This window comes from Curtobacterium citri, assembly GCF_030362955.1.
GTDB classification, from domain to species: domain Bacteria; phylum Actinomycetota; class Actinomycetes; order Actinomycetales; family Microbacteriaceae; genus Curtobacterium; species Curtobacterium citri.
In genome coordinates this window covers 88,908-115,572 of record NZ_JAUCML010000005.1, presented here as the reverse complement: position 1 = coordinate 115,572, position 26,665 = coordinate 88,908, and the positions used below count along the sequence as shown (strand labels likewise).

Genomic DNA, 26,665 nt, shown 5'->3' with positions numbered 1-26,665 from the left:
GCCGAACGTGCTCGAGACCCTCGTCGCGGGCGCGCTCGAGGACGCCGCCACGCGTCGCCTCGACCGCCCGGTCTCCGACGTCGAACGCGACCTCGACCGGGTGGCCTCGCCGCTCGACGCCCTGGAGTTCCTGGCCCCCGGTGACCGGGTGAAGGTCCTGGCCGAGGTCAAGCGCGCGAGCCCGTCGCGCGGGTCGATGGCCGCGATCGAGGACCCCGCGTCCCTGGCCGCCGACTACGAGCGTGGCGGAGCCTCGACGATCAGCGTGCTCACCGAGGGACGGAAGTTCCTCGGGAGCCTCGCCGACCTCGAGGCCGTCAAGGCGCGCGTCGCGTTGCCGGTGCTCCGCAAGGACTTCATTGCGGACCCGTACCAAGTGCTCGAGGCCCGCGCTGCCGGTGCGGACCTCGTGCTCCTCATCGTGGCCGCGCTCGAGCAGCGGCAGCTCGTCGAGCTGCACGAGCTCGCCGAGCAGCTCGGCATGCGTGTCCTCGTGGAGGCGCACTCGGGTGACGAGGTCGCGCGCGGCCTCGACGCCGGAGCCCGCATCCTCGGCGTGAACGCCCGCGACCTCACCGACTTCTCGCTGGACCGGGACCTGTTCGGCTCGCTCGCCGACCGCATCCCCGACGGGGTCGTGCGCGTCGCCGAGTCGGCCGTGGCCGGTCCCGCCGACGTCGCCCACTACCGCGCAGCGGGTGCCGACGTCGTCCTGGTCGGGGAGGCGCTCGTCACGGGCGCCGACCCTGCCGCCACCCTCGCGTCGTTCATCGCCGCAGCGGACGGCCTCGGCCGCCCGCGCTCCTGACCGACCCGTCCCCACCGGCCGTCCCGCACCGGGCACGGCCGCACATCCCGGGAGACCCACCGTGACCTCACTCCGTGACCTGCAGGGCCCGTACTTCGGCGACTTCGGCGGACGATTCGTCCCCGAGTCGCTCGTGCTCGCGCTCGACGAACTCGAGACCGCCTTCCGCGAGGCCTGGGCCGACCCGGCGTTCCGCCAGGAGCTCGACGAGCTCCAGCGCGACTACACCGGCCGGCCGTCGATCATCACCGAGGCGCCGCGCTTCGCGAAGCACGCGGGTGGTGCGCGCATCATCCTCAAGCGCGAGGACCTGAACCACACCGGCTCGCACAAGATCAACAACGTGCTCGGGCAGGCCCTGGTCGCCAAGCGCCTCGGCAAGACCCGCCTCATCGCGGAGACCGGCGCCGGTCAGCACGGTGTCGCCACCGCCACCGCCGCCGCGCTGTTCGGCATGGACTGCGTCGTATACATGGGCGCCGTCGACACCGAGCGCCAGGCGCTCAACGTGGCGCGCATGCGGCTGCTCGGCGCCGAGGTGATCCCGGTCGAGACCGGGTCGCGCACGCTCAAGGACGCCATCAACGACGCGCTCCGCGACTGGGTGGCGAACGTCGACTCGACGCACTACCTGCTCGGCACCGTCGCGGGCCCGCACCCGTTCCCGGAGATGGTGCGCGAGTTCCACAAGGTGATCGGTGAAGAGGCGCGCCAGCAGGTCCTCGACCGCATCGGTCGACTGCCCGACGCCGTCGCCGCGTGCGTCGGCGGCGGGTCGAACGCGATGGGCATCTTCGAGGCGTTCCTCGACGACGAGTCCGTCCGCCTGCACGGTTACGAGGCCGGCGGGGACGGTCTCGAGACCGGTCGTCACGCCGCGAGCATCTCGCTCGGCCGCACCGGTGTCCTGCAGGGCACCATGTCGTACCTCATGCAGGACGAGGACGGCCAGACGATCGAGAGCCACAGCATCTCCGCCGGGCTCGACTACCCGAGCGTCGGCCCGGAGCACGCCTACCTGGCGTCGATCGGCCGTGCGCAGTACGAGCCGATCACCGACGCCGAGGCGATGGAGGCCTTCCGTCTGCTCGGTCGGACCGAGGGCATCCTGCCCGCCATCGAGTCGGCGCACGCCCTCGCGGGCGCGATCAAGCTCGGCAAGGAGCTCGGACCCGACGGCGTCGTGCTCGTGTCCCTGTCCGGACGCGGCGACAAGGACGTGGCGTCCGCCAGCCGCTACTTCGGGATCCTCGACGAGAGCGCGGTGCAGCTGTGACGAACCCCGGATCGACCCGATCGGTCGCCGCGACCATCGACACCGCCAACGCCGAGCGCGCCGGCGCCGTCGTCGGCTACCTGCCCGCCGGCTTCCCGGACCTGCAGACGAGCGTCGACGCGGCCGTCGCCCTCGCCGAGAACGGCGTCGACGTCATCGAGCTCGGCCTGCCCTACTCGGACCCGGTCATGGACGGTCCGGTCATCCAGCGCGCTGCGGAGGAGAGCCTGGCGAACGGCTTCCGGGTCGCGCAGGTCTTCGACGCCGTCGACCGGATCACCGACCGGGTCGACGTGCCGGTCCTCGTGATGACGTACTGGAACCCGGTGCTCCGCTACGGCGTCGACCGGTTCGCCGACGACCTCGTGTCGGCCGGCGCCTCCGGCCTCATCACCCCGGATCTCATCCCCGACGAGGGGCGTGCCTGGATCGACGCCTCCGAGCGGACCGGTCTCGACCGGGTGTTCCTCGCGGCGCCGTCCTCGACGGACACGCGGATGCAGCAGGCCGTCCGGTCGAGCCGCGGGTTCGTCTACGCCGTTTCGACGATGGGCGTCACCGGCGCGCGCGTCGGCGTCGACACCGCGGCCCGCACGGTGGTGTCGCGTCTGCGCGACGCCGGCGTGGAGCGCACCTGCGTCGGCCTCGGGATCTCGACGGCCGATCAGGTGGCCGAGGTGCTCGAGTACGCCGACGGCGCGATCATCGGCTCCGCCTTCGTCCGTGCCCTCGCCGACCTCGGCGTCCAGGGGGTCGCGGACCGCGCGGCCGACCTGACCGCCGGCGCCCGGCGCCGCTGACGCACCGGGCGTCCGGACGGGAGGCGCGGTGCAGGTGACCGGGGTCGGTCACCCGCACCGCGCCTCCCGTCGCATCCACGTCACAGTTCCCACAGGACGGGCGTCCGCGTTCCTGGCGTGCGCGGTTCCCGCGCTACAGTGAGCGGGGCCGACCCTCCAGCGGCACCGCGGCCGTCCAGCACCGAAAGGCGACAGCACCTCCATGCCCCTCCTGAGCATCCCGATCCCGAGCACCGCGTGGCAGTACTTCGACCTGACCGCCTGGCTGCGCGACGTCCTCGGGTGGTCGCTGCCGCTCGACTTCCGCATCCACGCCTACGCCATCTGCATCCTGCTCGGCATCGTCGCGGCGGTCGTGCTGGCGAACCGTCGCCTGAACGCCCGGGGCGTCGAACGCTGGATCATCATCGACATCGCCATCTGGGCGGTGCCGGCCGGCATCATCGGTGGCCGCCTGTTCCACGTGTTCACGCACGTCAGCGACTACTTCGGGCCCGGGCGCGACCCGTGGTCGTTCCTCTACATCTGGGAGGGCGGCCTCGCGATCTTCGGCGCCCTGATCCTCGGCTCCCTCGGCGCCTGGATCGGCTGCCGCCAGGTGGGGCTGCGCTTCTCGACGCTCATCGACGCGATCGCGCCGGGCGTCCTGCTCGCCCAGGCGTTCGGACGGCTCGGCAACTACTTCAACCACGAGCTCTTCGGCATGCCGACGAGCCTGCCGTGGGGCCTGCAGATCGAGTCGACGAACCCGGCGTTCCCGAAGGGCCTGCCCGACGGCACCCTGTTCCACCCGACGTTCCTCTACGAGATCATCTGGAACGTCGTCGGCGTGGTCGTGATCCTGCTGCTCGACAAGCGCTTCCGGCTCCAGTGGGGCAAGGTCATGGCCCTCTACCTGATCTGGTACGGCACCGGCCGCTCGGTCCTCGAGTCGATCCGCGTCGACACGAGCGAGACGTTCTTCGGCGTCCGCACGAACGTCTGGATGTCCTTCGCGGCGATCCTGCTCGGCATCGTGATCTTCCTCGTGCAGACGCGACGGCACACCGGCGCCGAGCCGAGCCCGTACGTGCCCGGTCGCGAGCCGCGTCGGAGCACCGATGTAGACTCGGACGACACCTGGTCGGAACACGACGACGACGCTCCCGCGGCCGCCGCCGAGGCCGATCCGGTGCCCGCGACGGGCAGCGCTCGGTAGCACGCCGACCTCCGGTGCGCACCGGTCCGGCCCCGGCGCCGGACCGACCCGCACCGGGTCACAGCACACCGCAACACACCGCGCACGGCACCCACCGTGCACGGGCACCCGCACCACGGTCGGGCCGCCACGAGCGACCCACCACCTCGCGCGACGCCGGCGGACCCGCATCGGCGACGCGCACGGGCACCAGTCCCGCCCGTTCGGGCGGAACGCACCACCGGGCCACCGACGTCCCTGTTCCACTTCCTCGTGAGGACGGTTCCCCATGGCGCTCCAGCCAGTCCCTGCCCCCCGCTCGTCGCGGCCCCTGCCGCCGGCGCACCGTCGCTTCTCGGCCGTGCCCGACGCCGTGGGTGCCTACGACCCCGCGAACGAGAAGGACGCGTGCGGCCTCGCGATGGTCGCGACGCTCCGCGGCACCGCCGGGCACGACATCGTCGACGCCGCGCTCGGCGCGCTGCGCAACCTCGAGCACCGCGGCGCGGTCGGCTCCGACGCGGGCACGGGTGACGGCGCCGGCATCCTCTGCCAGGTGCCGGACGCGTTCCTGCGCGACGAGGTCGACTTCGCGCTGCCCGCCGCGGGGGAGTACGCCGTCGGGACGGCCTACCTGCCGCTGGACGACGACGAGCGGCACGCGGTCAAGGGCGCCGTCGAGCGCATCGCGCGCGAGGAGGGCCTGAAGGTCCTCGGGTGGCGCGACGTGCCGGTCCGTCCGGAGGTCCTCGGCACGCTCGCCCGCGCGGCGATGCCCGCCTTCGAGCAGCTCTTCGTCGCCTCCACCCGCCACGACGTGCACGGCGCGGCCTGGAGCGGCATCGCCCTCGACCGGCAGGCGTTCCGGCTGCGCAAGCGCGCCGAGCACGACGTCGAGGTCTACTTCATGTCGCTGTCGAGCCGGACCACGGTCTACAAGGGCATGGTCACGACGCTGCAGCTCGAGCCGTTCTACCCGGACCTCAGCGACGAGCGGTTCGCGTCGAAGCTCGCGATCGTGCACTCGCGGTACTCGACGAACACGTTCCCGTCGTGGCCGCTCGCACAGCCGTTCCGCACCCTCGCCCACAACGGCGAGATCAACACCGTGCGCGGCAACCGGAACTGGATGCGCGCCCGGCAGTCGCAGCTCGAGAGCGAGCTGCTCGGCGACCTCGCCCCGCTGCTGCCGATCGTCAGCCCCGGCGCGAGCGACTCGGCGTCCTTCGACGAGACCCTCGAGCTGCTCACGCTCACCGGGCGCAGCCTGCCGCACGCGGTGTCGATGATGGTGCCGGAGGCCTGGGAGAACCAGGTGGGGATGGACGCCGACCTGCGGGCGTTCTACGAGTACCACTCGATGCTCATGGAGCCGTGGGACGGGCCGGCGGCGATCACGTTCACCGACGGTGCGATCGTCGGCGCGACGCTCGACCGCAACGGCCTGCGTCCGGGTCGCTTCCTCGTGACCGACGACGGGCTCGTCGTGATGGGGTCCGAGACCGGCGTCATCGACGTGCCGCCGGCGAAGGTCGTCCGCAAGGGCCGCCTGCGCCCGGGCCGGATGTTCGTCGTCGACACCGAGGCCGGCCGGATCATCGAGGACGACGAGGTCAAGCGCGAGCTGGCCGCGTCGGGCCCGTGGGCGCAGTGGCTCGACGAGGGCCGCATCAACCTCGCCGACCTGCCGGACCGCGAGCACATCGTGCACACCCCGGCGTCGGTCACCCGTCGTCAGCGCGCCTTCGGCTACACCGAGGAGGAGGTCCGCATCCTGCTGCGTCCGATGGCGCAGACCGGTGCGGAGCCGCTCGGTGCGATGGGGTCCGACACCCCGATCGCCGTGCTCTCCGAGCGCCCGCGGCTGCTGTTCGACTACTTCACGCAGCAGTTCGCGCAGGTCACGAACCCGCCGCTCGACTCGATCCGCGAGCAGGTCGTCACCTCGATGGGCATGGGGCTCGGCCCGGAGCGGAACCTCCTGAGCGCCGGTCCCGAGCACGCGAAGCAGATCGTGCTCGACTTCCCGGTCATCGACAACGACGAGCTCGCGAAGATCCAGCACTTCGAGACCACGTCCGGTCGGCACCTGACGGTCACGATCAAGGGCCTGTACCGGGTCGACGCGGGCAAGAAGGCGATGCAGAAGCGCATCGCGGCGGTCTGCGACGAGGTCGACCAGGCGATCGAGTCGGGCAAGCAGTTCATCGTGCTGTCCGACCGTGACGGCAACGCCGAGCAGGCGCCGGTCCCGAGCCTGCTGCTGCTCGCCGCCGTGCACCACCACCTCATCCGCACCGAGCAGCGCATGAAGGTCGGGCTCATCGTCGAGGCCGGCGACGTGCGGGAGGTCCACCACGTCGCGACCCTCATCGGCTACGGCGCCTCGGCGATCAACCCGTACCTGGCGATGGAGACCTGCGAGAACCTCGTGCGGTCCGGGATGATCACCGGGATCACGCCCGAACAGGCGGTGAAGAACGTCATCAAGGCGCTCGGCAAGGGCGTCCTGAAGATCATGTCGAAGATGGGCATCTCGACGGTGTCCAGCTACGCGGGCGCCCAGGCGTTCGAGGCCGTGGGCCTCAGCCAGGAGCTCGTCGACAAGTACTTCACGGGCACCTCGTCGATCCTCGGCGGCGTCGGCATCGACGTCATCGCGAAGGAGAACGCCGAGCGGCACGCCCAGGCGTACCCGCAGGACGGCGCGGTGCTCTCGCACGAGCGCCTGCAGACGGGCGGTGAGTACCAGTGGCGTCGCGAGGGACCGCCGCACCTGTTCAACCCCGACACGGTGTTCCGGCTGCAGCACGCCACCCGTGCGCGGCGGTACGACATCTTCCGCGAGTACTCGCAGGCCGTCGACGACCAGTCCGAGGACCTCATGACGCTCCGCGGGCTGTTCCGGTTCCGTACCGGCCAGCGGGAGCCGATCGCCCTCGACGAGGTCGAGCCGATCGAGTCGATCGTGAAGCGGTTCAACACCGGCGCGATGTCGTACGGGTCGATCTCGCAGGAGGCCCACGAGACCCTGGCCATCGCGATGAACCGCCTCGGCGGTCGGTCGAACACCGGCGAGGGCGGCGAGGACGTCGAGCGCCTGCTCGACCCCGAGCGGCGGAGCGCGATCAAGCAGGTCGCGTCCGGCCGCTTCGGCGTGACGAGCATGTACCTGACCCACGCGACCGACATCCAGCTCAAGATGGCGCAGGGCGCGAAGCCGGGCGAGGGCGGGCAGCTGCCCCCGACCAAGGTGTACCCGTGGGTGGCGCGCACCCGGCACGCGACCGCGGGCGTCGGGCTCATCTCGCCGCCGCCGCACCACGACATCTACTCGATCGAGGACCTCAAGCAGCTGATCTTCGACGTGAAGCGGGCGAACCCGTCCGCTCGCGTCCACGTGAAGCTCGTCAGCCAGTCCGGCATCGGCGCGGTCGCCGCGGGCGTGACGAAGGCGCTGGCCGACGTCGTCCTCGTGTCGGGCCACGACGGGGGGACCGGGGCGTCGCCGCTCAACTCGCTCAAGCACGCGGGCACGCCGTGGGAGATCGGGCTGGCGGAGACGCAGCAGACCCTCATGCTCAACGGCATGCGCGACCGTGTGGTCGTGCAGGTCGACGGGCAGATGAAGACGGGCCGCGACGTCGTCGTGGCGGCGCTGCTCGGTGCCGAGGAGTACGGCTTCGCGACGGCACCGCTCGTCGTCGAGGGCTGCATCCTCATGCGCGTCTGCCACCTCGACACGTGCCCGGTGGGCGTCGCGACGCAGAACCCGGAGCTTCGCAAGCGCTTCACGGGCAAGCCCGAGTTCGTCGTGAACTTCTTCGAGTTCATCGCGCAGGAGGTCCGTGAGCTCCTCGCCGAGCTCGGCTTCCGCTCGCTCGACGAGGCGATCGGCCAGGTCGACGCGCTCGACACCGACCGTGCTGTCGAGCACTGGAAGGCGTCCGGGCTCGACCTCGCGCCGGTGCTGCACGGCCCGCGGTTCGACCGCGACGAGCCCCGCCGGCACCTGCGTGAGCAGGACCACGAGCTCGACGAGCACTTCGACGTCCAGCTCGTCCAGCGGACCGCCGACGTCCTCGAGCACGGCGGCACCGTCGCGCTCGACCTGCCGATCCGCAACACCGAGCGCGCCGTCGGCACCATGCTCGGGCACGAGGTCACGCTCCGGCACGGCGAGCACGGCCTGCCGGCCGGGTCGATCGACATCACGCTGCGCGGGTCGGCCGGGCAGTCGCTCGGCGCGTTCCTGCCCGCCGGGATCACGCTCCGGCTGGTCGGCGACAGCAACGACTACGTCGGCAAGGGCCTGTCCGGTGGTTCGATCGTCGTCCGGCCGGACTCCGAGTCGGCCTTCGACGCGTCGGAGAACGTCATCGCCGGCAACGTCATCGGCTACGGCGCGACCCAGGGCAGCATGTTCATCCGCGGCATCGTGGGCGAGCGCTTCCTCGTGCGCAACTCCGGGGCCACCGCGGTGGTCGAGGGGGTGGGCGACCACGCGCTCGAGTACATGACGGGCGGGCTCGCCCTCGTCCTCGGGGAGACCGGCCGCAACCTCGGCGCCGGAATGTCCGGTGGCACCGCGTACGTCCGGGGTCTGCGTCGCGAGCACGTCAACGCGGAGGCCCTGGCGAGCGGTGAGCTCCGGCTCGAGGAGCTCGACAGCGCCGACGTCGAGATCGTCACCGACCTGCTGCGGCAGCACGAGGCCGAGACGGGGTCGACCCTCGCGGCCGACCTGCTCGCGTCGGGTGACCTCGGCGACTTCGTGAAGGTGCTCCCGCGCGACTACGCGGCCGTGCTCGAGACCCGTCGGCAGGCGGTCGACGAGGGCCTCGACCCCGACGGCACCGTCGTCTGGAACCGCATCCTGGAGGTGACCGGTGGCTGACCGGCACGCGCACACCACGCACACGACCACGACCACGACCCGGTTCGAACAGGAGGCGCACCATGGCTGACCCGAAGGGCTTCCTCAAGGTGCAGGAGCGCGAGCTCCCGCCCCGCCGTCCCGTCCCGCTGCGGCTCATGGACTGGAAGGAGGTCTACGAGCAGCAGGAGTCCGGCGCGCTGAAGCGGCAGGCCGGTCGCTGCATGGACTGCGGCGTCCCGTTCTGCCACCAGGGGTGCCCGCTCGGCAACCTCATCCCCGAGTGGAACGACCTGACGTGGCGCGGTGAGGGCCGCCAGGCCATCGAGCGCCTGCACGCGACGAACAACTTCCCGGAGTTCACCGGGAAGCTCTGCCCCGCCCCGTGCGAGGCGTCCTGCGTGCTCGGCATCAACCAGCCGCCGGTCACCATCAAGCAGGTCGAGGTCTCGATCATCGACGAGGCGTACAAGAACGGCTGGGTCACCCCCCACCCGCCGGAGCGCCTGACCGGCAAGACGGTCGCGGTCGTCGGCTCGGGCCCCGCGGGTCTCGCGGTCGCGCAGCAGCTCACCCGTGCCGGCCACACCGTCGCGGTGTACGAGCGCGACGACCGGATCGGCGGCCTGCTCCGCTACGGCATCCCGGACTTCAAGATGGAGAAGCGCCAGATCGACGCGCGACTCGCCCAGATGCAGGCCGAGGGCACCCGCTTCCGCGCGGGCGTCGAGATCGGGGTCGACATCACCTGGGACGACCTGAAGTCCCGCTACGACGCGGTCGTCGTCGCGACCGGTGCCACGGTGCCGCGCGACCTGCCGATCCCGGGACGCGACCTCGCGGGCGTGCACTACGCCATGGAGTACCTCGTCCAGCAGAACAAGGCGAACGCCGGCACGACGGTGGACAACCAGGTCACCGCCGAGGGCAAGCACGTCGTCGTCATCGGCGGCGGCGACACCGGCGCGGACTGCATCGGCACGGCGCACCGCCAGGGCGCGCTCAGCGTGACGAACTTGGCGATCGGCAAGCAGCCGCCGCTCGAGCGTCCGTCCGAGCAGCCGTGGCCGATGTTCCCGACCGTGTTCGAGGTCACGAGCGCGCACGAGGAGGGCGGCGAGCGGCACTTCCTCGCGTCCACCGTCGAGTTCCTCGGCAACGCCGCGGGCGAGGTCCGTGCGCTGCGGGTCGCGGAGACCGAGTACCTCGACGGTCGTCGGGTGCCGAAGGCCGGGACCGAGCGGGAGATCCCGGCGGACCTCGTCCTCGTCGCGATGGGCTTCACCGGCCCGGAGACCGAGACGCTCGAGCCGCAGCTGGGCCTGCCGGTGACGGTCTCGGGCGCGGTCGCCCGTCAGGCCGACTACTCGACGAACGAGCCGGGCGTGTTCGTCGCCGGGGACGCCGGCCGTGGCCAATCGCTCATCGTGTGGGCGATCGCCGAGGGCCGTGCCGCGGCGTCGAAGGTCGACGAGTACCTCGAGGGCTCGACGATCCTCCCGGCACCGGTCAAGGCCACCGACCGCGCGCTCACGGTGTGACCAGCGTGAACCCGTACGGAACACCGGACCGACAGTGACCAGCAGGCCACCGGCACTCGATAGGGTGCTGGTGGCCTGCTCCCGTTCCGCGCGGCCCCACAGCGCGGAACCCCGGCACCACCCACCACACGAAGGAATCCATTGAGACGCGCAAAGATCGTTTCGACGCTCGGTCCGGCTACGTCGGACTACGAGACCGTCAAGGAGATCATCGAAGCGGGCGTCGACGTCGCCCGCCTCAACCTCAGCCACGGTGACTACAGCGTCCACGAGGCCAACTACGAGAACGTCCGCCGCGCGGCCGAGGACCTCGGCAAGCCGGTCGCGATCCTGGTCGACCTGCAGGGCCCGAAGATCCGCCTGGCGAAGTTCGCCGACGGCCCCCACCACCTCGACGTCGGCGACGTCTTCACCATCACCACCGAGGACGTCCCCGGCTCGAAGGAGATCTGCGGCACGACCTTCAAGGGCCTCCCGCAGGACGTCAAGCCCGGCGACCCGCTGCTCATCGACGACGGCCGCGTCCGGCTCCGCGTGCTCGACACCGACGGCGTGCGCGTCCGCACCGAGGTCGTCGTCGCCGGCACCGTCTCGAACAACAAGGGCATCAACCTGCCCGGCGTCGCCGTGAACGTCCCCGCGCTAAGCGAGAAGGACGAGGCCGACCTGCGCTGGGCGATCCGCCAGGGTGCCGACCTCATCGCACTGTCGTTCGTGCGCAACGCGAAGGACGTCGAGCGCGCGCACGAGATCATGGACGAGGAGGGCAAGCGCCTCCCCGTCATCGCCAAGGTCGAGAAGCCGCAGGCGGTCGACGCGCTCGAGGAGATCATCGACGCGTTCGACAGCATCATGGTCGCCCGCGGTGACCTCGGCGTCGAGCTCCCGCTCGAGGCCGTGCCGATCGTGCAGAAGCGTGCCGTCGAGCTCTCCCGTCGGATGGCGAAGCCCGTCATCGTCGCGACGCAGATGCTCGAGTCGATGATCTCGTCGCCGATCCCGACCCGCGCGGAGACCTCCGACGTCGCGAACGCCGTCCTCGACGGCGCGGACGCGGTCATGCTCTCGGGTGAGACCAGCGTCGGAGAGTACCCGGTGCAGACCGTCCGCACGATGGCCCGCATCGTGGAGTCCACCGAGGACCACGGCCTGGAGCGCATCGCGCCGCTCGGGACGAAGCCGCGCACCCTCGGCGGCGCCATCACGCTCGCCGCGGTCGAGATCGCGGAGTTCACCGAGGCCTCGTACCTCTGCGTGTTCACCGAGTCCGGCGACTCCGCCCGCCGCATGTCGCGCCTGCGCCACGGCCTGCCGATCATCGCCTTCACGCCGAACGAGGCGACCCGTCGCCGCATGGCGCTCACCTGGGGCGTCCGCTCGTTCCTGGTCGACCGGAAGACGCACACCGACGAGCTGTTCTCGCAGGTCGACGACGTGCTGCTCGCCAACGGCCTCGCCGCTCCCGGCGACCGGGTGATCGTCACGGCGGGTTCCCCTCCCGGCATCGAGGGGTCGACGAACGACCTCCGCGTGCACCGCGTCGGTGACGCGCACGCCGAGGCAGCACCCGCGTACGTGCGGGACTGACACCCGGTCACCACGCCGACGGGGCGCGGACGGGAGGCACGGCGCAGCACCGCGCGCCGCCTCCGGTCCGCGCCCCGTCTCGTCGCGCCCCCGCCGCTCACCCGGCCAGCCGTTCGGGCCGCGAGACGGCGCCGGCTTCGCGGAACGCCGCTCGCTCCGCGAGACGCACCCGGATCCGGGTGCGTCTCGTGCGCGCCGGGGCGTCTCGCGCGGACGCCCCCGTTTCGGGACCTGCGGGTCCGGGCCCGGCCAGCCGCTCGACGCGTACCGGCCACCGCGCCGTGCCGGTGACCGGCCGTCGGACGGAACGGGCAGGATTGCCGGTGTGAGCCTCCAGGACGACCCCCGCACCGCCCCGACCGCAGCCGACGTCCGTCGCTGGCGCCGCTACCTGGCCGACGAGCGCGCGGAAGCGGCGGTCTACCGGAACCTCGCCGCGCGTCGGACCGGCGAGGAGCGCGCGATCCTCGCGTCCCTCGCCGAGGCCGAGGGGCGCCACGAGCAGCACTGGCTCGACCTGCTCGGCGACGACGTGGGACGACCGCTCCGCGGGAGCCTCCGCACGCGCGTGCTCGCCACCCTGGCGAAGCGGTTCGGCTCGGTCTTCGTGCTCGCGCTCATGCAGCGCGCCGAGGACCGCTCGCCCTACGCCGACGACGACGACGCGACGGCCCGCATGGCGGCAGACGAGCGCATCCACGGTGAGGTCGTGCGCGGGCTCGCGAACCGCGGGCGCATGCGGCTGTCGGGCACCTTCCGGGCCGCGGTCTTCGGGGCGAACGACGGCCTCGTGTCGAACCTCGCCCTCATCATCGGCATCAGCGCGTCCGGGGCGGACCGCCACTTCGTCCTGCTGAGCGGCGTCGCGGGCCTGCTCGCCGGCGCACTCTCGATGGGGGCGGGGGAGTACGTGTCGGTGCGGTCGCAGCGCGAGCTGCTCGACGCCTCCGCCCCGCACCCCGAGGCCGGTCGGGCGGTCGCCGACCTCGACGTCGACGCGAACGAGCTCGCGCTGGTCTACCGGGCGCGTGGGATGACCGAGGCGGACGCGCAGGCGCACGCGGACGAGGTCCTCGGCGGTCGGACGATCACCGCGGCCACGGCGGTCGACGACCACGAGGCGGTCGGCAACGGCACGAGTGCGGCGGTCTCGAGCTTCCTGTTCTTCGCCTCGGGCGCGATCATCCCGGTGCTGCCGTACCTGTTCGGACTCGAGGGGTGGCCGGCGATCGTCCTGGCCGCGGTGCTCGTCGGCATCGCGCTCCTCGGTACCGGCGCCGTCGTCGGCGTGCTCAGCGGGGCGTCCCCGCTCCGGCGCGCGCTCCGGCAGCTCGGGATCGGGTTCGGCGCCGCGGTCGTGACCTACGGGCTCGGACTGCTGTTCGGGACGGGTTCGGCCTAGCGCGCCCGACCGCGGCGCAGCGCGGCCCGCGGCGGCAGGAGCAGCAGCGTCGCGGACCCGACCACGACGAGCGCGATGCCGGAGAAGACGGTGAAGACCGTCAGGGCGAGGCCGGGAGCCGTGAGCACCACCACGCCGCCGATGAGCGAGAGGACGCCGCTCACCGCCGACGGCAGTCGCGAGGACCCCGGGTGCCCGACGAACGCTCCCACCAGGGCGGCGACGCCCTCGAGGAGGAAGGCCACCCCGGCGAGCACCGCGTAGACGAGCAGCGGGACCGCCGGGTCGAGCAGTGTGACGAGTCCCGCGAGGCCGACGAGCGCGCCGACGACGCCGGAGGTCCACCGCCACGCCGGTGCCGTGCCGTGCCCCCGAACCGAGGCCACGACGCGCAGCACCCCGGCGACGACGAGGTAGACACCGAACACCAGGGCGACGAGGACCAGGGACGGTCGTGGCCAGACGACCGCGACGATGCCGAGGCCGATCGCGACCACGGCCGTCACCACGACGAACGCGCGGAACGTGCGCACGGCACGAGAGTCCACGGGCGCTCCTCCCACTCGGTCCCGCGAGGACACCGACGGTACCCGGCGGGCCGGGCCGGTGTCCGGTGTCGCACCGGGCAGCGGCCGGGAGGCGCGACACCCGTCGACCGGTCGGCCGACGGACGCGCGCCTCCCGCGCACCACCCCGCGGTTCAGGATCCCGAGGTCGGGGCCGGGGCCGGGGTCGGCGAGGCGGTCCCGTCGGCACCGCCGTCCGCCGGCGGCGTGGGCTTCGCACCGTCGGCCGGCGGCGTGGGCTTGGCGCCGTCCTTCGGCGGGGTGGGCTTCGCGCCGTCCTTCGGCGGAATGGGCTTGGTGCCGTCCTCCGGCGGGGTGGGCTTCGCGCCGTCCTTCGGCTGCGGGGGCTGCACGCCGTCGGCCGGGGGCATCGCGACGCAGCCGGGCGCGGGCGCCGCACCCGGTCCGGAGCCGCCGGCAGCGGGCCCGTCCGCGGGTCCGCCGGAGGGTGCTCCGCTCGGCGCACCCGAGGGTGCGCCGCTCGGAGCACCGGACGGGGCGCTGGTCGGTGCGCTCGTCGGCGTGTTCGGCGTGCCGGACCCGTCGGCGACCGCGGCGGTCACCCCGATGCCGCCGAGCAGCAGCGCGGCCGCCGCCGCGGAGCCGATCCCCACCCGGCGGAGGGTGCGGCGGCGGTCGCCCGTGCGGCTCGTGGTCGTCTCGTCGTGTCGTTCGTCCTGCATGGTGGTCCTCCTCGGTCGGTCGCGGAGCCGTCTGCTCCCGCGACGTGGACGACGCTCGGATCCGTACCTGAAGCAGGACTGAAGCACAGCGGTCTCCCAGCACGCTCCCTGCTCCGTGCATGCACCGCCGACCTACGGTGTCCGCCGTGACCGCTCCCGCACGCATCCTCGTGGTCGAGGACGACGACTCCCTCCGCACCTCCGTCGCGGCGACCCTCCGCGCCGAGGGGTTCCTCGTCGCCGAGGCCCCCGACGGCCGGGCGATCGTCGAGGACCTCGACCGGGCCGCCCCCGACCTCGTCCTGCTCGACTGGATGCTGCCCGGTCCGAGCGGCATCCTGCTCGCCGCTCGCATCCGCACGCGTTCCGACGCCGCCGTGGTCATGATGACCGCGCGCGACGAGCTCGACGACCGCCTGCGCGGGTTCGCCGAGGGCGCCGACGACTACGTCGTGAAGCCGTTCGCGATGGCCGAGCTCGTGGCGCGGGCCACCGCGGTGCTCCGCCGACGCGGTCGGGTGCCGTCGGTGATCGAGGTCGCCGACCTGGTCCTCGACCCGGACGCGGCGACCGTCCGACGTGCCGGCGTGCTGCTCGACCTGACCGCGACCGAGTTCCGGTTGCTGCGCTTCCTCGCCGAGAGCCGTGGGCGGACGGTGTCGAAGGGGCAGATCACCACGCAGGTGTGGGGCTACGAGGACATCGCGCCGAACCTCGTCGAGGTGCACCTCAGCGCCCTGCGCCGCAAGATGGAGGCGCACGGCCCGCGCCTCGTCCACACGGTCCGCGGGCTGGGCTACCGGCTCGCTGTCGACCGGGGTGCCGCGTGAGCGCCGCGACGGGTCGACTCCGCACGACGTCCCTCCGGCTCCGGACGGTCGTCGCGGTGCTCGTCCTGCTCGCCGTCCTGCTCGCCGCGCTCGTCGTCGCGGTCGAGGCGGTGCTCGGAGCACGACTGCGCGCCCAGGTCGAGGACCGGCTGCGCGACCGGGCGGCGGCCGCGGCAGCGCTCGTCGGCGTGCTCGACGCGGACGACCTGGCCGACCGGCTGTCGGCGCAGGGGCTCTCGGTGCGCATCGTCCAGCCCGACGGAGCCGCGGTCGAGGCCGGTCCGACACCGGACCAGCTGCGGTCCGGTCCGCCCGACCCGGCCGGGTTGCCCGGCCCGGCGGCACGGGACCGCGACGGTGCCGCGCGCGGGGGATCGTCGGGCACGTCGGACGCGACGGGGACGCTGTCCGGTGGCACGGGGTCCGGCGCGACCGTCGTGTCCTCGAGCACGCAGGAGGACGACGGGGTGCTGACGCTGCGGTCCGAGCTCGACGACGGCACGCGGATCACGCTCACCGCCGGCACGCGTGACGTGCAGGAGACCCTGACGCAGCTCGGATGGGTGATGGGTGGAGCGTCGGCGGCGTTCCTCGGCGTGGCCGTCGTCGGTGTCGTGCTGGTCGTCCGCCGCGCGCTCCGCCCGCTCGACGAGGTCACGGCGACGGCGCGTTCCATCGCCGACGGGGACCGCGGGCGCCGCCTCCGGCCGTCGCGCACCGACACCGAGATCGGTCGGGTGGCCGCCGCGTTCGACGAGATGCTCGACGCGGTCGAGGGTGCCGAGGCCCAGGCGGTGGCCGCGGAGGAGCGCGTCCGCACCTTCCTCTCCGACGCGGCGCACGAACTGCGGACCCCCGTCGCCGGGGTGCGGGCGGCGGCGGACACGCTGGTCCGGAGCGGCGGCGACGACCGGGCGACCGACGAGGTCCTCGCCGTGCACGTCGTGCGGCAGGCCGACCGGGCGGCACGGCTCGTCGACGACATGCTCACCATGGCGCGACTCGACCGGGGCATCGCACTCGACCGGCACCGGACCGACCTGGTCGCGTGGCTCCGGACGGAGGTCGACCGGCTCGAGCTGCGGCTGCCGGGGATCGCCCTGCTGCCCGTCCTGCCCGACGGGCCGGTGCCCGCCGAGGTCGACCCCGACCGCCTGGCGCAGGTCCTCGGCAACCTCGTCGACAACGCCGCCCGGGCGACCGCGGGCACCGGCACCGTCCGGGTCGCCCTGTCGACCGCGTCCGGGTCGGCGGTGCTGACCGTCGAGGACGACGGGCCCGGCATCCCGTCCACCGAGCGCGAGCGGGTCTTCGACCGGCTCGTGCGACTCGAGGACGCCCGGGACGTGCGCTCCGGCGGGGCGGGCCTCGGGCTCCCCATCGCACGGGGCATCGCCGTCGCGCACGGCGGCACGCTCGTCCACGGCGCAGAGGGGGACCTCGGTGGTGCGGTGTTCGTCCTCGTGGTCCCGCGGTGTGCCGCCGTCGACGCCGGACCGTCGGAGGTCGACCTGCGCGAGGTCGTGGCCGGGCGACCCGCCTGACGCCGGATCCCGGCGACCGGCCCCCTGGTGCCCGGCCGCCGAGGTCGCTAGCGTCGGACCATGGACCCCGTCCTCCTCCTCACGATCGCCGGCATCGTCGTCGCGGTGCTCGGGTGGACCGCGCGCTTCCTCGGCTGGACGTCCGTTGGTCGTCGGCACGACGTCCCGGACCCGAGCGGCACGATGCAGGGGAGCACGACCCCGTCGGACGGCACGACGCACGGGCACCACTCCGGTTCCGACCTCGGGGGTGGGCACCACGGTTGAGGCAGCGCGGGTCGTCGCCGTCGGTCGCGACGACGAGCACCGGTTCAGCAAGCCGGTGGTCGACGAGGTCACCCTGGTCGCGGGGTGGGGGATCGAGGGCGACGCGCACGCCGGGACCACCGTGCAGCACCGCTCCCGGGTCGCACGGGACCCGTCGCAGCCGAACCTCCGACAGGTGCACCTGCTGCACGCCGAGGTGTTCGACGAGGTCGCCCGGTCGGGACACCGCGTCGCCCCGGGCGACATGGGCGAGAACGTCACCACCCGCGGCGTCGACCTGCTCGGGCTGCCGACCGGCACGCTGCTGCACCTCGGCGATGACGCCTGCGTCCGGGTCACCGGTCTGCGGAATCCCTGCCAGCAGATCAACGACTTCGAACCCGGGCTGCTCCGTGCCGTGCTGGGACGGGCCGAGGACGGCTCGGTCGAGCGGAAGGGCGGGGTGATGGCGGTCGTGGTGACGGGCGGTGTGGTGCGCGCCGGCGACCGGATCCGCGTCGAGCTCCCGGCGGGCGAGCCGCAGCCGCTCGTGCCGGTGTGACGACCCGGGCCGGGGTGCGTCCCTGCTAGCCTGGTGTCCTCGCGAGTGTGGTGGAACGGTAGACACGGGGCACTCAAAATGCTCTGCCTCACGGCGTGCGGGTTCGAGTCCCGCCACTCGTACGAACGATGCTCACGGCCCGACGCTCACGGCGCTGGATCTCGGCACTCCTGCTGTGCATCTGACGAACCAGTCCCGCTCCGTCTAGTAGGCTCTCGCTCGTGAGTGACACAGAAGCAACCCCAGCAGCACCGCGTCGCGTCGTCGTCGCCGAGGACGAGTCGCTCATCCGTCTCGACATCGTCGAGATCCTCCGCGACAACGGGTTCGACGTGGTCGGCGAGGCCGGCGACGGCGAGACCGCCGTCCAGCTCGCGACCGACCTCCGCCCGGACCTCGTCGTCATGGACGTCAAGATGCCGCAGCTCGACGGCATCTCCGCGGCCGAGAAGCTCTCCAAGAACCACATCGCTCCGGTGGTCCTCCTCACGGCGTTCAGCCAGAAGGACCTCGTCGAGCGTGCGACCGAGGCCGGCGCCCTCGCCTACGTCGTCAAGCCGTTCACCCCGAACGACCTGCTGCCCGCGATCGAGATCGCCCTCTCGCGGCACCAGCAGATCATCACGCTCGAGGCCGAGGTCGCCGACCTGGTCGAGCGCTTCGAGACCCGCAAGCTCGTCGACCGTGCCAAGGGCCTGCTCAACGAGAAGATGGGCCTGACCGAGCCCGAGGCGTTCCGCTGGATCCAGAAGGCCTCGATGGACCGCCGCCTCACCATGCACGACGTCGCGAAGGCGATCATCGAGCAGCTCAGCTCCAAGAAGTAACGAGTACCCGCTCGCTCACGCGGCAGCGCCGTCGGACCTGGTCCGGCGGCGCTGTTGCGTCCCGGCCGCGGACGGCATCGGATGCACACGCATCGTGCGACATCGCACCGATCGATCGTCGCGTGTCGTGTCGCAGACTGCGCGCGGCGGCAGTGCCGCGGCAGGAGCCGGACGGGAGGCGCGGGTCGGCCCCGCCGCCGAGCCCGCCACCTGGCAGGGTGGGGGCATGGACGACGTGGTGATCCGTTCCTCCCGGCCGGAGGACATGCGGGCGGTGGCCGACCTGCGGTGGCGGTGGAGCGTCGAGGAGGACGGCGCCGTCCCGACGGTGACCCCCGACGAGTACCGCGACGCGATGACGGCCTTCGCCGCGGAGCACGCGGACTCGCACCGGTGCGTAGTCGCCGAGCGCGACGGGGTCGTGCTGGGGATGGCGTGGCTCGCCGTGCACCCTCGGCCGCCGGCGCCGCACCGGCCGCGCGGACGCGTGACCGCCGAGTTGCAGACCGTCTACGTGCACCCCGACCTGCGCGGCGGAGGGGTCGCCGGACGCCTCGTCACGGCCCTGCTCGACCTCGCCGACGAGCTCGGCGCGGAGCGCACCGCGGTGCACTCGAGCGTCGTGGGCGAGACGCTCTACCGACGGCTCGGCTTCGGGGACGCGCGCCTGCTGCTGCAGCGACCGCCCGAGGACTGAACCGCTAGCGCCGCTCGCGGATCATGTTCGTGATGCGGACGGTCGAGCAGCGACGGCCCTCGTCGTCGGTCAGCACGATCTCGTGCGTCGTGAGCGTGCCGCCCAGGTGGATCGCGGTGCAGGTGCCGGTGACCCGGCCGCTCGTCGCGCTGCGCGAGTGCGAGGCGCTGAGCTCGATGCCGACGGCGTAGCGGCCCGGGCCGGCGTGCACGTTCGCGGCCATGGACCCGAGGCTCTCGGCGAGGACCACGTAGGCGCCGCCGTGCAGGAGTCCGACCGGCTGGCGGTTGCCCTCGACGGGGATCGACCCGACGGCACGCTCGGCCGTGAGCTCGGTGACGACCATGCCCATCTTCTCGGCGAGCTCCCCGAGACCCCGGTCCGCGAGGCGGGGGTCGACGGCGTCGGTCGTGGTCGCTTCGTCGGTCACGCTCGAGAACTCCCGTGTCGGATCGCGTCGGTAGGCTGTCCTGGTGTCGGACACCGCAAAGCCTACCCTCATGGTCATCGACGGCCACTCGCTCGCCTTCCGGGCGTTCTACGCGCTCCCGGTCGACAGCTTCGTGAACCGCGAGGGGCAGCACACGAACGCCATCCACGGCTTCATCTCGATGCTGCTCATGCTCCTCCAGCGCGAGAAGCCGACCCACCTCGCGGTCGCGTTCGACATCTCCCGGTTCTCCTTCCGCACGCGGGAGTACGAGGACTACAAGGGCACCCGGTCCGAGACCCCTGCGGAGTTCAAGGGCCAGATCCCGCTCCTGCAGCAGGCGCTCGAGGCGATGGGCATCACGACGGTGACCAAGGAGGACTACGAGGCCGACGACATCCTCGCGACCCTCGCCCGGCAGGGTTCCGAGCAGGGCTACCAGGTGTACGTGGTGTCCGGCGACCGTGACTCGATCCAGCTCGTGAACGACGACGTCACGCTGCTCTACCCGTCGGTCCGCGGCGTCTCCGAGCTCACCCGCTACGACCGCGACAAGGTGTACGAGCGGTACGGCATCGAGCCGCACCAGTACCCGGACATCGCGGCGCTCGTGGGGGAGACGAGCGACAACCTGGTCGGCATCGACAAGGTCGGCGAGAAGACCGCCGTCAAGTGGATCACCGCGTACGGCTCGCTCGACGGGGTGCTCGAGCACGCCGACGAGATCAAGGGCGTCGTCGGCAACAACCTCCGCGAGCAGCGAGACCGCGCCATCCGGAACCGGAAGCTGAACCGTCTCGTGAACGACGTCGAGCTGCCGGTCGGCCCGGGCGACGTCGCCCTGCGACCGCTCGACGAGCAGGCCGTGCGCGACCTCTTCGCGAAGCTGCAGTTCCGCACCCTGCTCGACCGCGTGTTCAAGGTGGCGGGCACCGGTGAGCCGAGCGAGGCGGGCGACGCTCCCGGCACGGTCGACAGCGGCGCCCCGACCCCGCCGAAGGTCACGACGATCATCGACGAGGAGCTCGGCCACTGGCTCGAGCGCAAGGGCGCGAACGACGCCGAGAACGGCTTCGGGGTCGCGGTCGAGGTCATCGACGGTCGGCTCAGCGCGATCGGCATCGCCACCCACGACGACGCCGTGCTCGTGCCGGGCGGGAGCGGCGCGAAGGACTACGAGCAGCTCGCCGCGTGGTTCGCCTCCGACGCCCCGAAGCACTTCCACGACGCCAAGACCGCGATCAAGGCACTCGCCACCGTCGGCATCACGGTACGCGGGATCGCGGGCGACGCCCGGCTCACCGGATGGCTCGCGCAGCCCGGCAAGCAGGGCCAGCCCCTCGCCGACCTCGTCTACCAGGAGCTCGGCGAAGAACTCCCCACCGCCGACCCGAACCAGCTCGTCCCCGAGACCGACCCGGTGAACATCGGCGTGCACGCCTGGTACGTGCTCCGGGTCGACACCGCGCTGCGCGCCCGGGTCGACGAGTCCTCGCTCCGGGTGCTCGACACCATCGAGCTCCCGCTGGTCCCGGTCCTCGCAGGCATGGAGACCGTCGGCGTCGGCATCGACCGGCCGGTGCTCACCGGGCTGTCGCACGACCTGGGGGAGCGTGCCGCCGAGCTCGCCCAGCAGGCCTTCGCGGAGATCGGGCACGAGGTGAACCTGGGGTCGCCGAAGCAGCTGCAGGAGGTCCTGTTCACCGAGCTCGCGATGCCGAAGACCCGCAAGACGAAGACGGGCTTCTCCACCGACGCCGCGAGCCTGGCGGACCTGCAGGAGCAGCACCCGCACCCGTTCCTCGGTCTGCTGCTGCAGCACCGCGACGCCACGAAGCTCCGGCAGATCGTCGACACCCTCGACGCCGCGGTCGTCGAGGGCCGCATCCACACGAGCTACGAGCAGACCGGCAGCAGCACGGGCCGCATCTCGTCGAACGACCCGAACCTGCAGAACATCCCCGTCAAGACCGCGGTCGGGCGGCGGGTCCGCTCGGCCTTCGCGGTCGCGGAGCCGTTCACGACGCTCGTCACCGCCGACTACTCGCAGATCGAGATGCGCATCATGGCGCACCTGTCCGGCGACCCGGGGCTCATCCAGGCGTTCAACGAGGGCGAGGACCTGCACCGCTTCGTCGGCGCGCGCGTCTTCGGTGTCGAGCCGGCGGACGTCAGCCCGGAGATGCGCACGAAGGTCAAGGCCATGTCCTACGGCCTGGCGTACGGCCTGAGCCCGTTCGGGCTGTCGAAGCAGCTCCGGATCGAGCAGTCCGAGGCCCGCACGCTGATGAACGAGTACTTCGCCCGCTTCGGCTCCGTCCGCGACTACCTGCGCGGTGTCGTCGAGCAGGCGCGTGAGGACGGCTACACCGAGACGATCTTCGGTCGTCGTCGTCCCTTCCCGGACCTCAAGAGCCCGAACCGCGTGCTCCGCGAGAACGCCGAGCGCGCGGCGCTGAACGCGCCGATCCAGGGCTCTGCGGCGGACATCATGAAGATCGCGATGCTCGGTGTCGACGAGGACCTCCGCGAGGGCGGCATGGCCTCCCGCCTGCTGCTCCAGGTGCACGACGAGCTCATCCTCGAGGTCGCGCCCGGCGAACAGGAGCGGGTCGAGGAGGTCCTGCGGACCCGCATGGGCGGAGCCGCCGAGCTGAGCGTGCCGCTCGACGTGTCCGTCGGCGTCGGTCCGAACTGGGAGGCCGCGGCGCACTGACGCGCGGGACCGCACCAGCGCGCCCCCGACCCGTGGGTAGGGTCGGGGCATGAGCGACAACCGACCCGTCCGCCAGCCCTCCGCCGTCGACCGCGTCGCCGAGGACTGGGTCACCACCCTCGTCGACCTCGACCCGACCGTCGCGACGTACATCGGGGCTCCGGGTCGCACCGACGGGTACGGCGACACGTCCCCCGCGGGTGCCGACGCCCTCGCCGACGCGGCCCGTGCAGCGCGCCGGACGCTCGACGCGACGGACGCCGTGGACGCCGTCGACCGCGTGACGAAGACCGACCTCGGTGCCGAGCTCGACCTCGTCGTGGAGTCGCACGACCGTCGACTGCACCTGCGCGACCTCAACGTCATCCAGAGCCCCGCCCAGGAGCTCCGCGACGTGCTCGACCTCATGCCGACGGCGACGACGGACGACTGGCAGGACGTCGCCGGACGGCTGCACGCGCTGCCCGAGGCGTTGGAGGGACACCGCGAGACCCTGCTGCAGGGCACCCGCGAGCAGGTCACGCCGGCACGTCGCCAGGTCGCGCTCGTCGCCGAGCAGGCCGCCCGCAACGGCGCCGAGGACGGCTTCTTCCGGCAGCTCGTCGACGGCGCGACGCTCGAGGGCGGTGGTCCGCTGCCCGAGTCGCTCCGCTCCGAGCTCGCCCGGGGCGCCGAGGTCGCGGCGGCCGCGTACCGCTCGTTCGGCGGGTTCCTCGAGCACGAGCTCCTACCCCTGGCCACGCCGGTCGACGCCGTCGGGCGCGAGGACTACGAGCTGCACTCCCGCCGCTTCCTCGGGGCGGTCGTGGACCTCGACGAGACGTACGAGTGGGGGATCGAGGAGCTCGCCCGGATGCGCGAGGAGCAGGAGCGCATCGCCGACCGCATCGAACCCGGCGCGTCGGTGGCCCGGGCGATCGAGGTCCTCGACGCCGACCCGGCCCGCATCCTGCACGGCACGGACGCCCTGCAGCGGTGGATGCAGGAGACGAGCGACGCCTCCATCCGCGCGATGGACGGCACCTACTTCGACATCGCCGACCCGATCAAGCGACTGGAGTGCCGGATCGCCCCCACCCAGGAGGGCGGCATCTACTACACCGGCCCGTCCGACGACTTCTCGCGGGCCGGCCGGATGTGGTGGTCGGTGCCGCAGGGCGTGACCGAGTTCGGGACCTGGCGCGAGAAGACCACGGTCTACCACGAGGGCGTCCCGGGTCACCACCTGCAGATCAGCCAGGCGGTGCACAACCGCGGGGAGCTCAACACCTGGCGGCGTCAGCTCGCCGGACCGTCCGGTCACGTGGAGGGCTGGGCGCTCTACGCCGAGCGGCTCATGGAGCAGCTCGGGTTCCTCGACGACGACGGCGACCGGCTCGGCATGCTCGACGGACAGCGCATGCGAGCCGCCCGTGTCGTGCTCGACATCGGCGTGCACCTGCAGAAGACGAACCCCGACGGCGGCGGCTGGACGTGGGAGTACGCGCTCGACTTCATGGGGCAGAACGTCAACATGGCGCCGGAGTTCGTGCAGTTCGAGGTCGCCCGGTACTTCGGGTGGCCGGGGCAGGCACCGTCCTACAAGGTCGGGCAGCGCGTCTGGGAGTCGATCCGCGACGAGCTCGCCGCCCGCGAGGGTGCGGCGTTCGACCTCAAGGCCTTCCACCACCGCGCACTCGCGCTCGGCGGCGTCGGACTCGACACGCTGCGGAGTGCGCTGCTCGACTGACCGGGGGACCCGCGACACGCGCGACACGCCCGGTTGTGGGGCCCACGGCCCTGCGGCTAGACTCAATCGGCGCAATCCGCGCCAACCAACCACTGCCATGACGGCTCGCACCGACGTTCGGTGCGGACCAGGGGGTCGCTCCCTCGCCGTCACGGCCCGACTCATGTCCGTTCGGAGCAATCTCTACATGACAACCACCACGACCAAGGCTCCCAAGCAGGTCGCCATCAACGACATCGGCTCGGCTGATGACTTCCTGGCCGAGGTCGAGAAGACCCTCAAGTTCTTCAACGACGGCGATCTGATCTCCGGAACCGTCGTGAAGATCGACCGCGACGAGGTCCTCCTCGACGTCGGCTACAAGACCGAGGGTGTCATCCCCTCGCGCGAACTCTCGATCAAGCACGACGTCGACCCCAACGAGGTCGTCGAGGTCGGCGACGAGGTCGAGGCCCTGGTCCTCCAGAAGGAGGACAAGGAAGGTCGCCTCATCCTGTCGAAGAAGCGTGCGCAGTACGAGCGCGCGTGGGGCGACGTCGAGAAGATCAAGGAGTCCGACGGCGTCGTGACCGGCACGGTCATCGAGGTCGTCAAGGGCGGCCTGATCGTCGACATCGGTCTCCGCGGCTTCCTCCCCGCCTCGCTCATCGAGCTGCGTCGCGTCCGCGACCTGACCCCGTACCTGGGCCAGGAGCTCGAGGCGAAGATCCTCGAGCTCGACAAGAACCGCAACAACGTGGTCCTCTCGCGCCGCGCCCTGCTCGAGCAGACGCAGTCCGAGTCGCGCACCACCTTCCTCAACAACCTCCACAAGGGCCAGGTCCGCAAGGGCATCGTGTCGTCGATCGTCAACTTCGGTGCGTTCGTCGACCTGGGTGGCGTCGACGGTCTCGTCCACGTCTCCGAGCTCTCCTGGAAGCACATCGAGCACGCCAGCGAGGTCGTCGAGGTCGGTCAGGAAGTCACCGTCGAGATCCTCGAGGTGGACCTGGACCGCGAGCGCGTGTCGCTCTCGCTCAAGGCCACGCAGGAGGACCCGTGGCAGGTCTTCGCCCGCACCCACGCGATCGGTCAGATCGCGCCGGGCAAGGTCACGAAGCTCGTGCCGTTCGGTGCCTTCGTCCGCGTCGCGGACGGCATCGAGGGTCTCGTCCACATCTCGGAGCTCTCGAACAAGCACGTCGAGCTCGCCGAGCAGGTCGTCTCCGTCGGTGACGAGGTCTTCGTCAAGATCATCGACATCGACCTCGACCGTCGCCGCATCTCGCTCAGCCTCAAGCAGGCGAACGAGGGCGTGGACCCGGAGGGCACCGAGTTCGACCCGGCGCTGTACGGCATGCCGACCGAGTACGACGACCAGGGCAACTACAAGTACCCGGACGGCTTCGACCCGGAGACGAACGAGTGGCTCGAGGGCTACGACACCCAGCGCACCGAGTGGGAGGGCCAGTACGCGGCCGCCCAGTCGCGCTGGGAGGCCCACAAGGCGCAGGTCGCGAAGACCATCGCCGACGAGGCGCAGGGCAACTTCGACCTGCCGGCCAGCGCGTCGACCTCCTCGTCGTCGTCGTTCACGAGCGAGACGAACGGTCAGGGCACCCTGGCCGACGACGCTTCGCTCGCGGCGCTCCGCGAGAAGCTCAGCTCGAACAACTGATCGAGCGGGTCGCACCGTCCCGGAAGCCCGGCACCCCTCACGGGGTGCCGGGCTTCCGGCGTTCCACGGCGTGCTGGGTAGCCTGGGGCGGTGCGCATCATCGGTCTGACAGGCGGCATCGCCGCGGGCAAGTCCACCGTCTCCCGTCGTTGGGCGGAGCACGGTGCCGTCGTGGTCGACGCGGACCGGCTGGCGCGGGAGGCGGTCGCACCCGGCAGCCCCGGGCTCGCCCGTGTGGCGGAGCGGTTCGGGCCGGGCGTGCTCGCAGCCGACGGCTCGCTCGACCGCCCCGCCCTCGGCAGCATCGTGTTCGCAGACGCCGACGCTCGGAGGGACCTCGAGGCGATCACGCACCCGGAGGTCTGGCGGCTCGCGCAGCAGGCCTTCGACGCCGCCGAGGCCGCCGACCCGGAGGCGCTCGTCGTGTACGACGTCCCGCTGCTGGCCGAGGCCCGCGGTCGGCGTCCGATCGCCTTCGACGCCGTCGTCGTGGTGGACGCACCGGCCGCGCAGCGGGTCGAGCGCCTGGTGGCGTTCCGCGGCGCCACGCGGGACGAGGCCGAGCGGCGGGTCGGGGCACAGGCGTCCGACGCCGAGCGGCTCGCCCTCGCCGACCACGTCGTCGACGCCACGGGGACGGTCGACGAGACGATCCGGTCCGCCGACGACGTCTGGGCACGCCTGACCCGCTGACGCTGTGGGCGATCAGGG

At 72.1% G+C, this 26,665-nt stretch carries 21 protein-coding genes and 1 tRNA gene; 19 read left to right on the top strand and 3 right to left on the bottom strand.

Annotation, left to right across the window (positions count from 1 at the left end; translation table 11 throughout):
• Nucleotides 1–7 precede the first annotated feature (7 nt).
• From trpC to QUG92_RS09325, 8 genes are all read left to right on the top strand, one after another.
• On the top strand, nucleotides 8–808 hold the full coding sequence (trpC, locus tag QUG92_RS09360) for an indole-3-glycerol phosphate synthase TrpC (protein WP_182047356.1): 801 nt from the start codon (nucleotides 8–10) through the stop codon (nucleotides 806–808).
• A gap of 61 nt (nucleotides 809–869) precedes the next feature.
• Nucleotides 870–2,084, top strand: a complete 1,215-nt coding sequence (trpB, locus tag QUG92_RS09355) for a tryptophan synthase subunit beta (RefSeq protein ID WP_289458821.1) — start codon at nucleotides 870–872, stop codon at nucleotides 2,082–2,084.
• A complete protein-coding gene (trpA, locus tag QUG92_RS09350; RefSeq protein ID WP_434533044.1) occupies nucleotides 2,081–2,884 on the top strand; it encodes a tryptophan synthase subunit alpha in 804 nt (267 codons plus the stop codon). The genes trpB and trpA overlap by 4 nt, the downstream gene beginning before the upstream one ends.
• A 202-nt stretch (nucleotides 2,885–3,086) precedes the next feature.
• A complete protein-coding gene (lgt, locus tag QUG92_RS09345) occupies nucleotides 3,087–4,082 on the top strand; it encodes a prolipoprotein diacylglyceryl transferase (RefSeq protein ID WP_289458820.1) in 996 nt (331 codons plus the stop codon).
• A 268-nt stretch (nucleotides 4,083–4,350) separates the two neighbouring features.
• The gene (gene gltB, locus QUG92_RS09340; protein ID WP_259346220.1) at nucleotides 4,351–8,958 is read left to right on the top strand and encodes a glutamate synthase large subunit; all 4,608 of its coding nucleotides are present in this window, start codon (nucleotides 4,351–4,353) and stop codon (nucleotides 8,956–8,958) included.
• A 62-nt stretch (nucleotides 8,959–9,020) separates the two neighbouring features.
• Complete coding sequence (locus QUG92_RS09335; RefSeq protein ID WP_289458819.1) at nucleotides 9,021–10,478, top strand: glutamate synthase subunit beta; 1,458 nt, start codon at nucleotides 9,021–9,023, stop codon at nucleotides 10,476–10,478.
• 141 nt (nucleotides 10,479–10,619) lie between these two features.
• Nucleotides 10,620–12,065 carry a pyruvate kinase gene (gene pyk, locus QUG92_RS09330; protein ID WP_069710813.1) on the top strand — a complete coding sequence of 482 codons (1,446 nt, stop codon included), beginning with the start codon at nucleotides 10,620–10,622 and terminating at the stop codon, nucleotides 12,063–12,065.
• A 325-nt stretch (nucleotides 12,066–12,390) separates the two neighbouring features.
• The gene (locus QUG92_RS09325; protein ID WP_289458817.1) at nucleotides 12,391–13,467 is read left to right on the top strand and encodes a VIT1/CCC1 transporter family protein; all 1,077 of its coding nucleotides are present in this window, start codon (nucleotides 12,391–12,393) and stop codon (nucleotides 13,465–13,467) included.
• Here QUG92_RS09325 and QUG92_RS09320 read toward each other — a convergent pair.
• Together QUG92_RS09320 and QUG92_RS09315 are read right to left on the bottom strand one after the other, a co-directional pair.
• A complete protein-coding gene (locus tag QUG92_RS09320; RefSeq protein WP_289458816.1) occupies nucleotides 13,464–14,015 on the bottom strand; it encodes an HdeD family acid-resistance protein in 552 nt (183 codons plus the stop codon). The genes QUG92_RS09325 and QUG92_RS09320 overlap by 4 nt on opposite strands.
• 152 nt (nucleotides 14,016–14,167) lie before the next feature.
• Entirely contained in the window at nucleotides 14,168–14,716 is a 549-nt protein-coding gene (locus QUG92_RS09315) for a hypothetical protein (RefSeq protein ID WP_289458815.1), read from the bottom strand.
• 146 nt (nucleotides 14,717–14,862) lie between these two features.
• Here QUG92_RS09315 and QUG92_RS09310 point away from each other — a divergent pair, with 146 nt between their 5' ends.
• From QUG92_RS09310 to QUG92_RS09280, 7 genes are all read left to right on the top strand, one after another.
• Complete coding sequence (locus QUG92_RS09310) at nucleotides 14,863–15,546, top strand: response regulator transcription factor (RefSeq protein WP_289458814.1); 684 nt, start codon at nucleotides 14,863–14,865, stop codon at nucleotides 15,544–15,546.
• Nucleotides 15,543–17,090 (top strand): sensor histidine kinase, encoded by a 1,548-nt coding sequence (locus tag QUG92_RS09305; RefSeq protein WP_182047348.1) that lies wholly within the window; start codon nucleotides 15,543–15,545, stop codon nucleotides 17,088–17,090. Before QUG92_RS09310 ends, QUG92_RS09305 begins: the two co-directional genes overlap by 4 nt.
• A gap of 60 nt (nucleotides 17,091–17,150) precedes the next feature.
• Nucleotides 17,151–17,357, top strand: coding sequence for a hypothetical protein (locus tag QUG92_RS09300; RefSeq protein ID WP_182047349.1), 207 nt, complete (start codon nucleotides 17,151–17,153; stop codon nucleotides 17,355–17,357).
• On the top strand, nucleotides 17,341–17,898 hold the full coding sequence (locus QUG92_RS09295) for an MOSC domain-containing protein (protein WP_182047350.1): 558 nt from the start codon (nucleotides 17,341–17,343) through the stop codon (nucleotides 17,896–17,898). The genes QUG92_RS09300 and QUG92_RS09295 overlap by 17 nt, the downstream gene beginning before the upstream one ends.
• 41 nt (nucleotides 17,899–17,939) lie before the next feature.
• A tRNA-Leu gene (locus QUG92_RS09290) sits at nucleotides 17,940–18,020 on the top strand.
• 99 nt (nucleotides 18,021–18,119) lie between these two features.
• Complete coding sequence (locus QUG92_RS09285) at nucleotides 18,120–18,725, top strand: ANTAR domain-containing response regulator (protein ID WP_289458813.1); 606 nt, start codon at nucleotides 18,120–18,122, stop codon at nucleotides 18,723–18,725.
• 226 nt (nucleotides 18,726–18,951) lie between these two features.
• Complete coding sequence (locus QUG92_RS09280; RefSeq protein WP_289458812.1) at nucleotides 18,952–19,422, top strand: GNAT family N-acetyltransferase; 471 nt, start codon at nucleotides 18,952–18,954, stop codon at nucleotides 19,420–19,422.
• Between the two features lie 4 nt (nucleotides 19,423–19,426).
• On the opposite strand, the gene QUG92_RS09275 is transcribed toward QUG92_RS09280, so the two are convergent.
• Entirely contained in the window at nucleotides 19,427–19,852 is a 426-nt protein-coding gene (locus QUG92_RS09275) for a PaaI family thioesterase (protein ID WP_069710820.1), read from the bottom strand.
• Nucleotides 19,853–19,895: 43 nt separating this feature from the next.
• On the opposite strand from QUG92_RS09275, the gene polA reads away from it, so the two are divergent.
• From polA to coaE, 4 genes are all read left to right on the top strand, one after another.
• The gene (gene polA, locus QUG92_RS09270; protein WP_289458810.1) at nucleotides 19,896–22,568 is read left to right on the top strand and encodes a DNA polymerase I; all 2,673 of its coding nucleotides are present in this window, start codon (nucleotides 19,896–19,898) and stop codon (nucleotides 22,566–22,568) included.
• A gap of 49 nt (nucleotides 22,569–22,617) precedes the next feature.
• Entirely contained in the window at nucleotides 22,618–24,297 is a 1,680-nt protein-coding gene (locus tag QUG92_RS09265) for a DUF885 domain-containing protein (protein WP_289458809.1), read from the top strand.
• Nucleotides 24,298–24,484: 187 nt separating this feature from the next.
• The gene (gene rpsA, locus QUG92_RS09260; RefSeq protein ID WP_069710823.1) at nucleotides 24,485–25,954 is read left to right on the top strand and encodes a 30S ribosomal protein S1; all 1,470 of its coding nucleotides are present in this window, start codon (nucleotides 24,485–24,487) and stop codon (nucleotides 25,952–25,954) included.
• Nucleotides 25,955–26,044: 90 nt separating this feature from the next.
• Nucleotides 26,045–26,647: a dephospho-CoA kinase gene (gene coaE, locus QUG92_RS09255; RefSeq protein ID WP_289458808.1), complete on the top strand. Its 603-nt coding sequence runs from the start codon at nucleotides 26,045–26,047 to the stop codon at nucleotides 26,645–26,647.
• Nucleotides 26,648–26,665 lie beyond the last annotated feature (18 nt).

Excerpts from the sequence above, each read along its gene's own strand:
- lgt (WP_289458820.1), top strand. The coding sequence starts at position 3,087 with ATGCCCCTCCTGAGCATCCCGATCCCGAGCACCGCGTGGCAGTACTTC.
- gltB (WP_259346220.1), top strand. The coding sequence starts at position 4,351 with ATGGCGCTCCAGCCAGTCCCTGCCCCCCGCTCGTCGCGGCCCCTGCCG.
- QUG92_RS09335 (WP_289458819.1), top strand. The coding sequence starts at position 9,021 with ATGGCTGACCCGAAGGGCTTCCTCAAGGTGCAGGAGCGCGAGCTCCCG.
- QUG92_RS09315 (WP_289458815.1), bottom strand. The coding sequence starts at position 14,716 with ATGCAGGACGAACGACACGACGAGACGACCACGAGCCGCACGGGCGAC.
- QUG92_RS09300 (WP_182047349.1), top strand. The coding sequence starts at position 17,151 with ATGGACCCCGTCCTCCTCCTCACGATCGCCGGCATCGTCGTCGCGGTG.
- QUG92_RS09280 (WP_289458812.1), top strand. The coding sequence starts at position 18,952 with ATGGACGACGTGGTGATCCGTTCCTCCCGGCCGGAGGACATGCGGGCG.
- QUG92_RS09265 (WP_289458809.1), top strand. The coding sequence starts at position 22,618 with ATGAGCGACAACCGACCCGTCCGCCAGCCCTCCGCCGTCGACCGCGTC.
- rpsA (WP_069710823.1), top strand. The coding sequence starts at position 24,485 with ATGACAACCACCACGACCAAGGCTCCCAAGCAGGTCGCCATCAACGAC.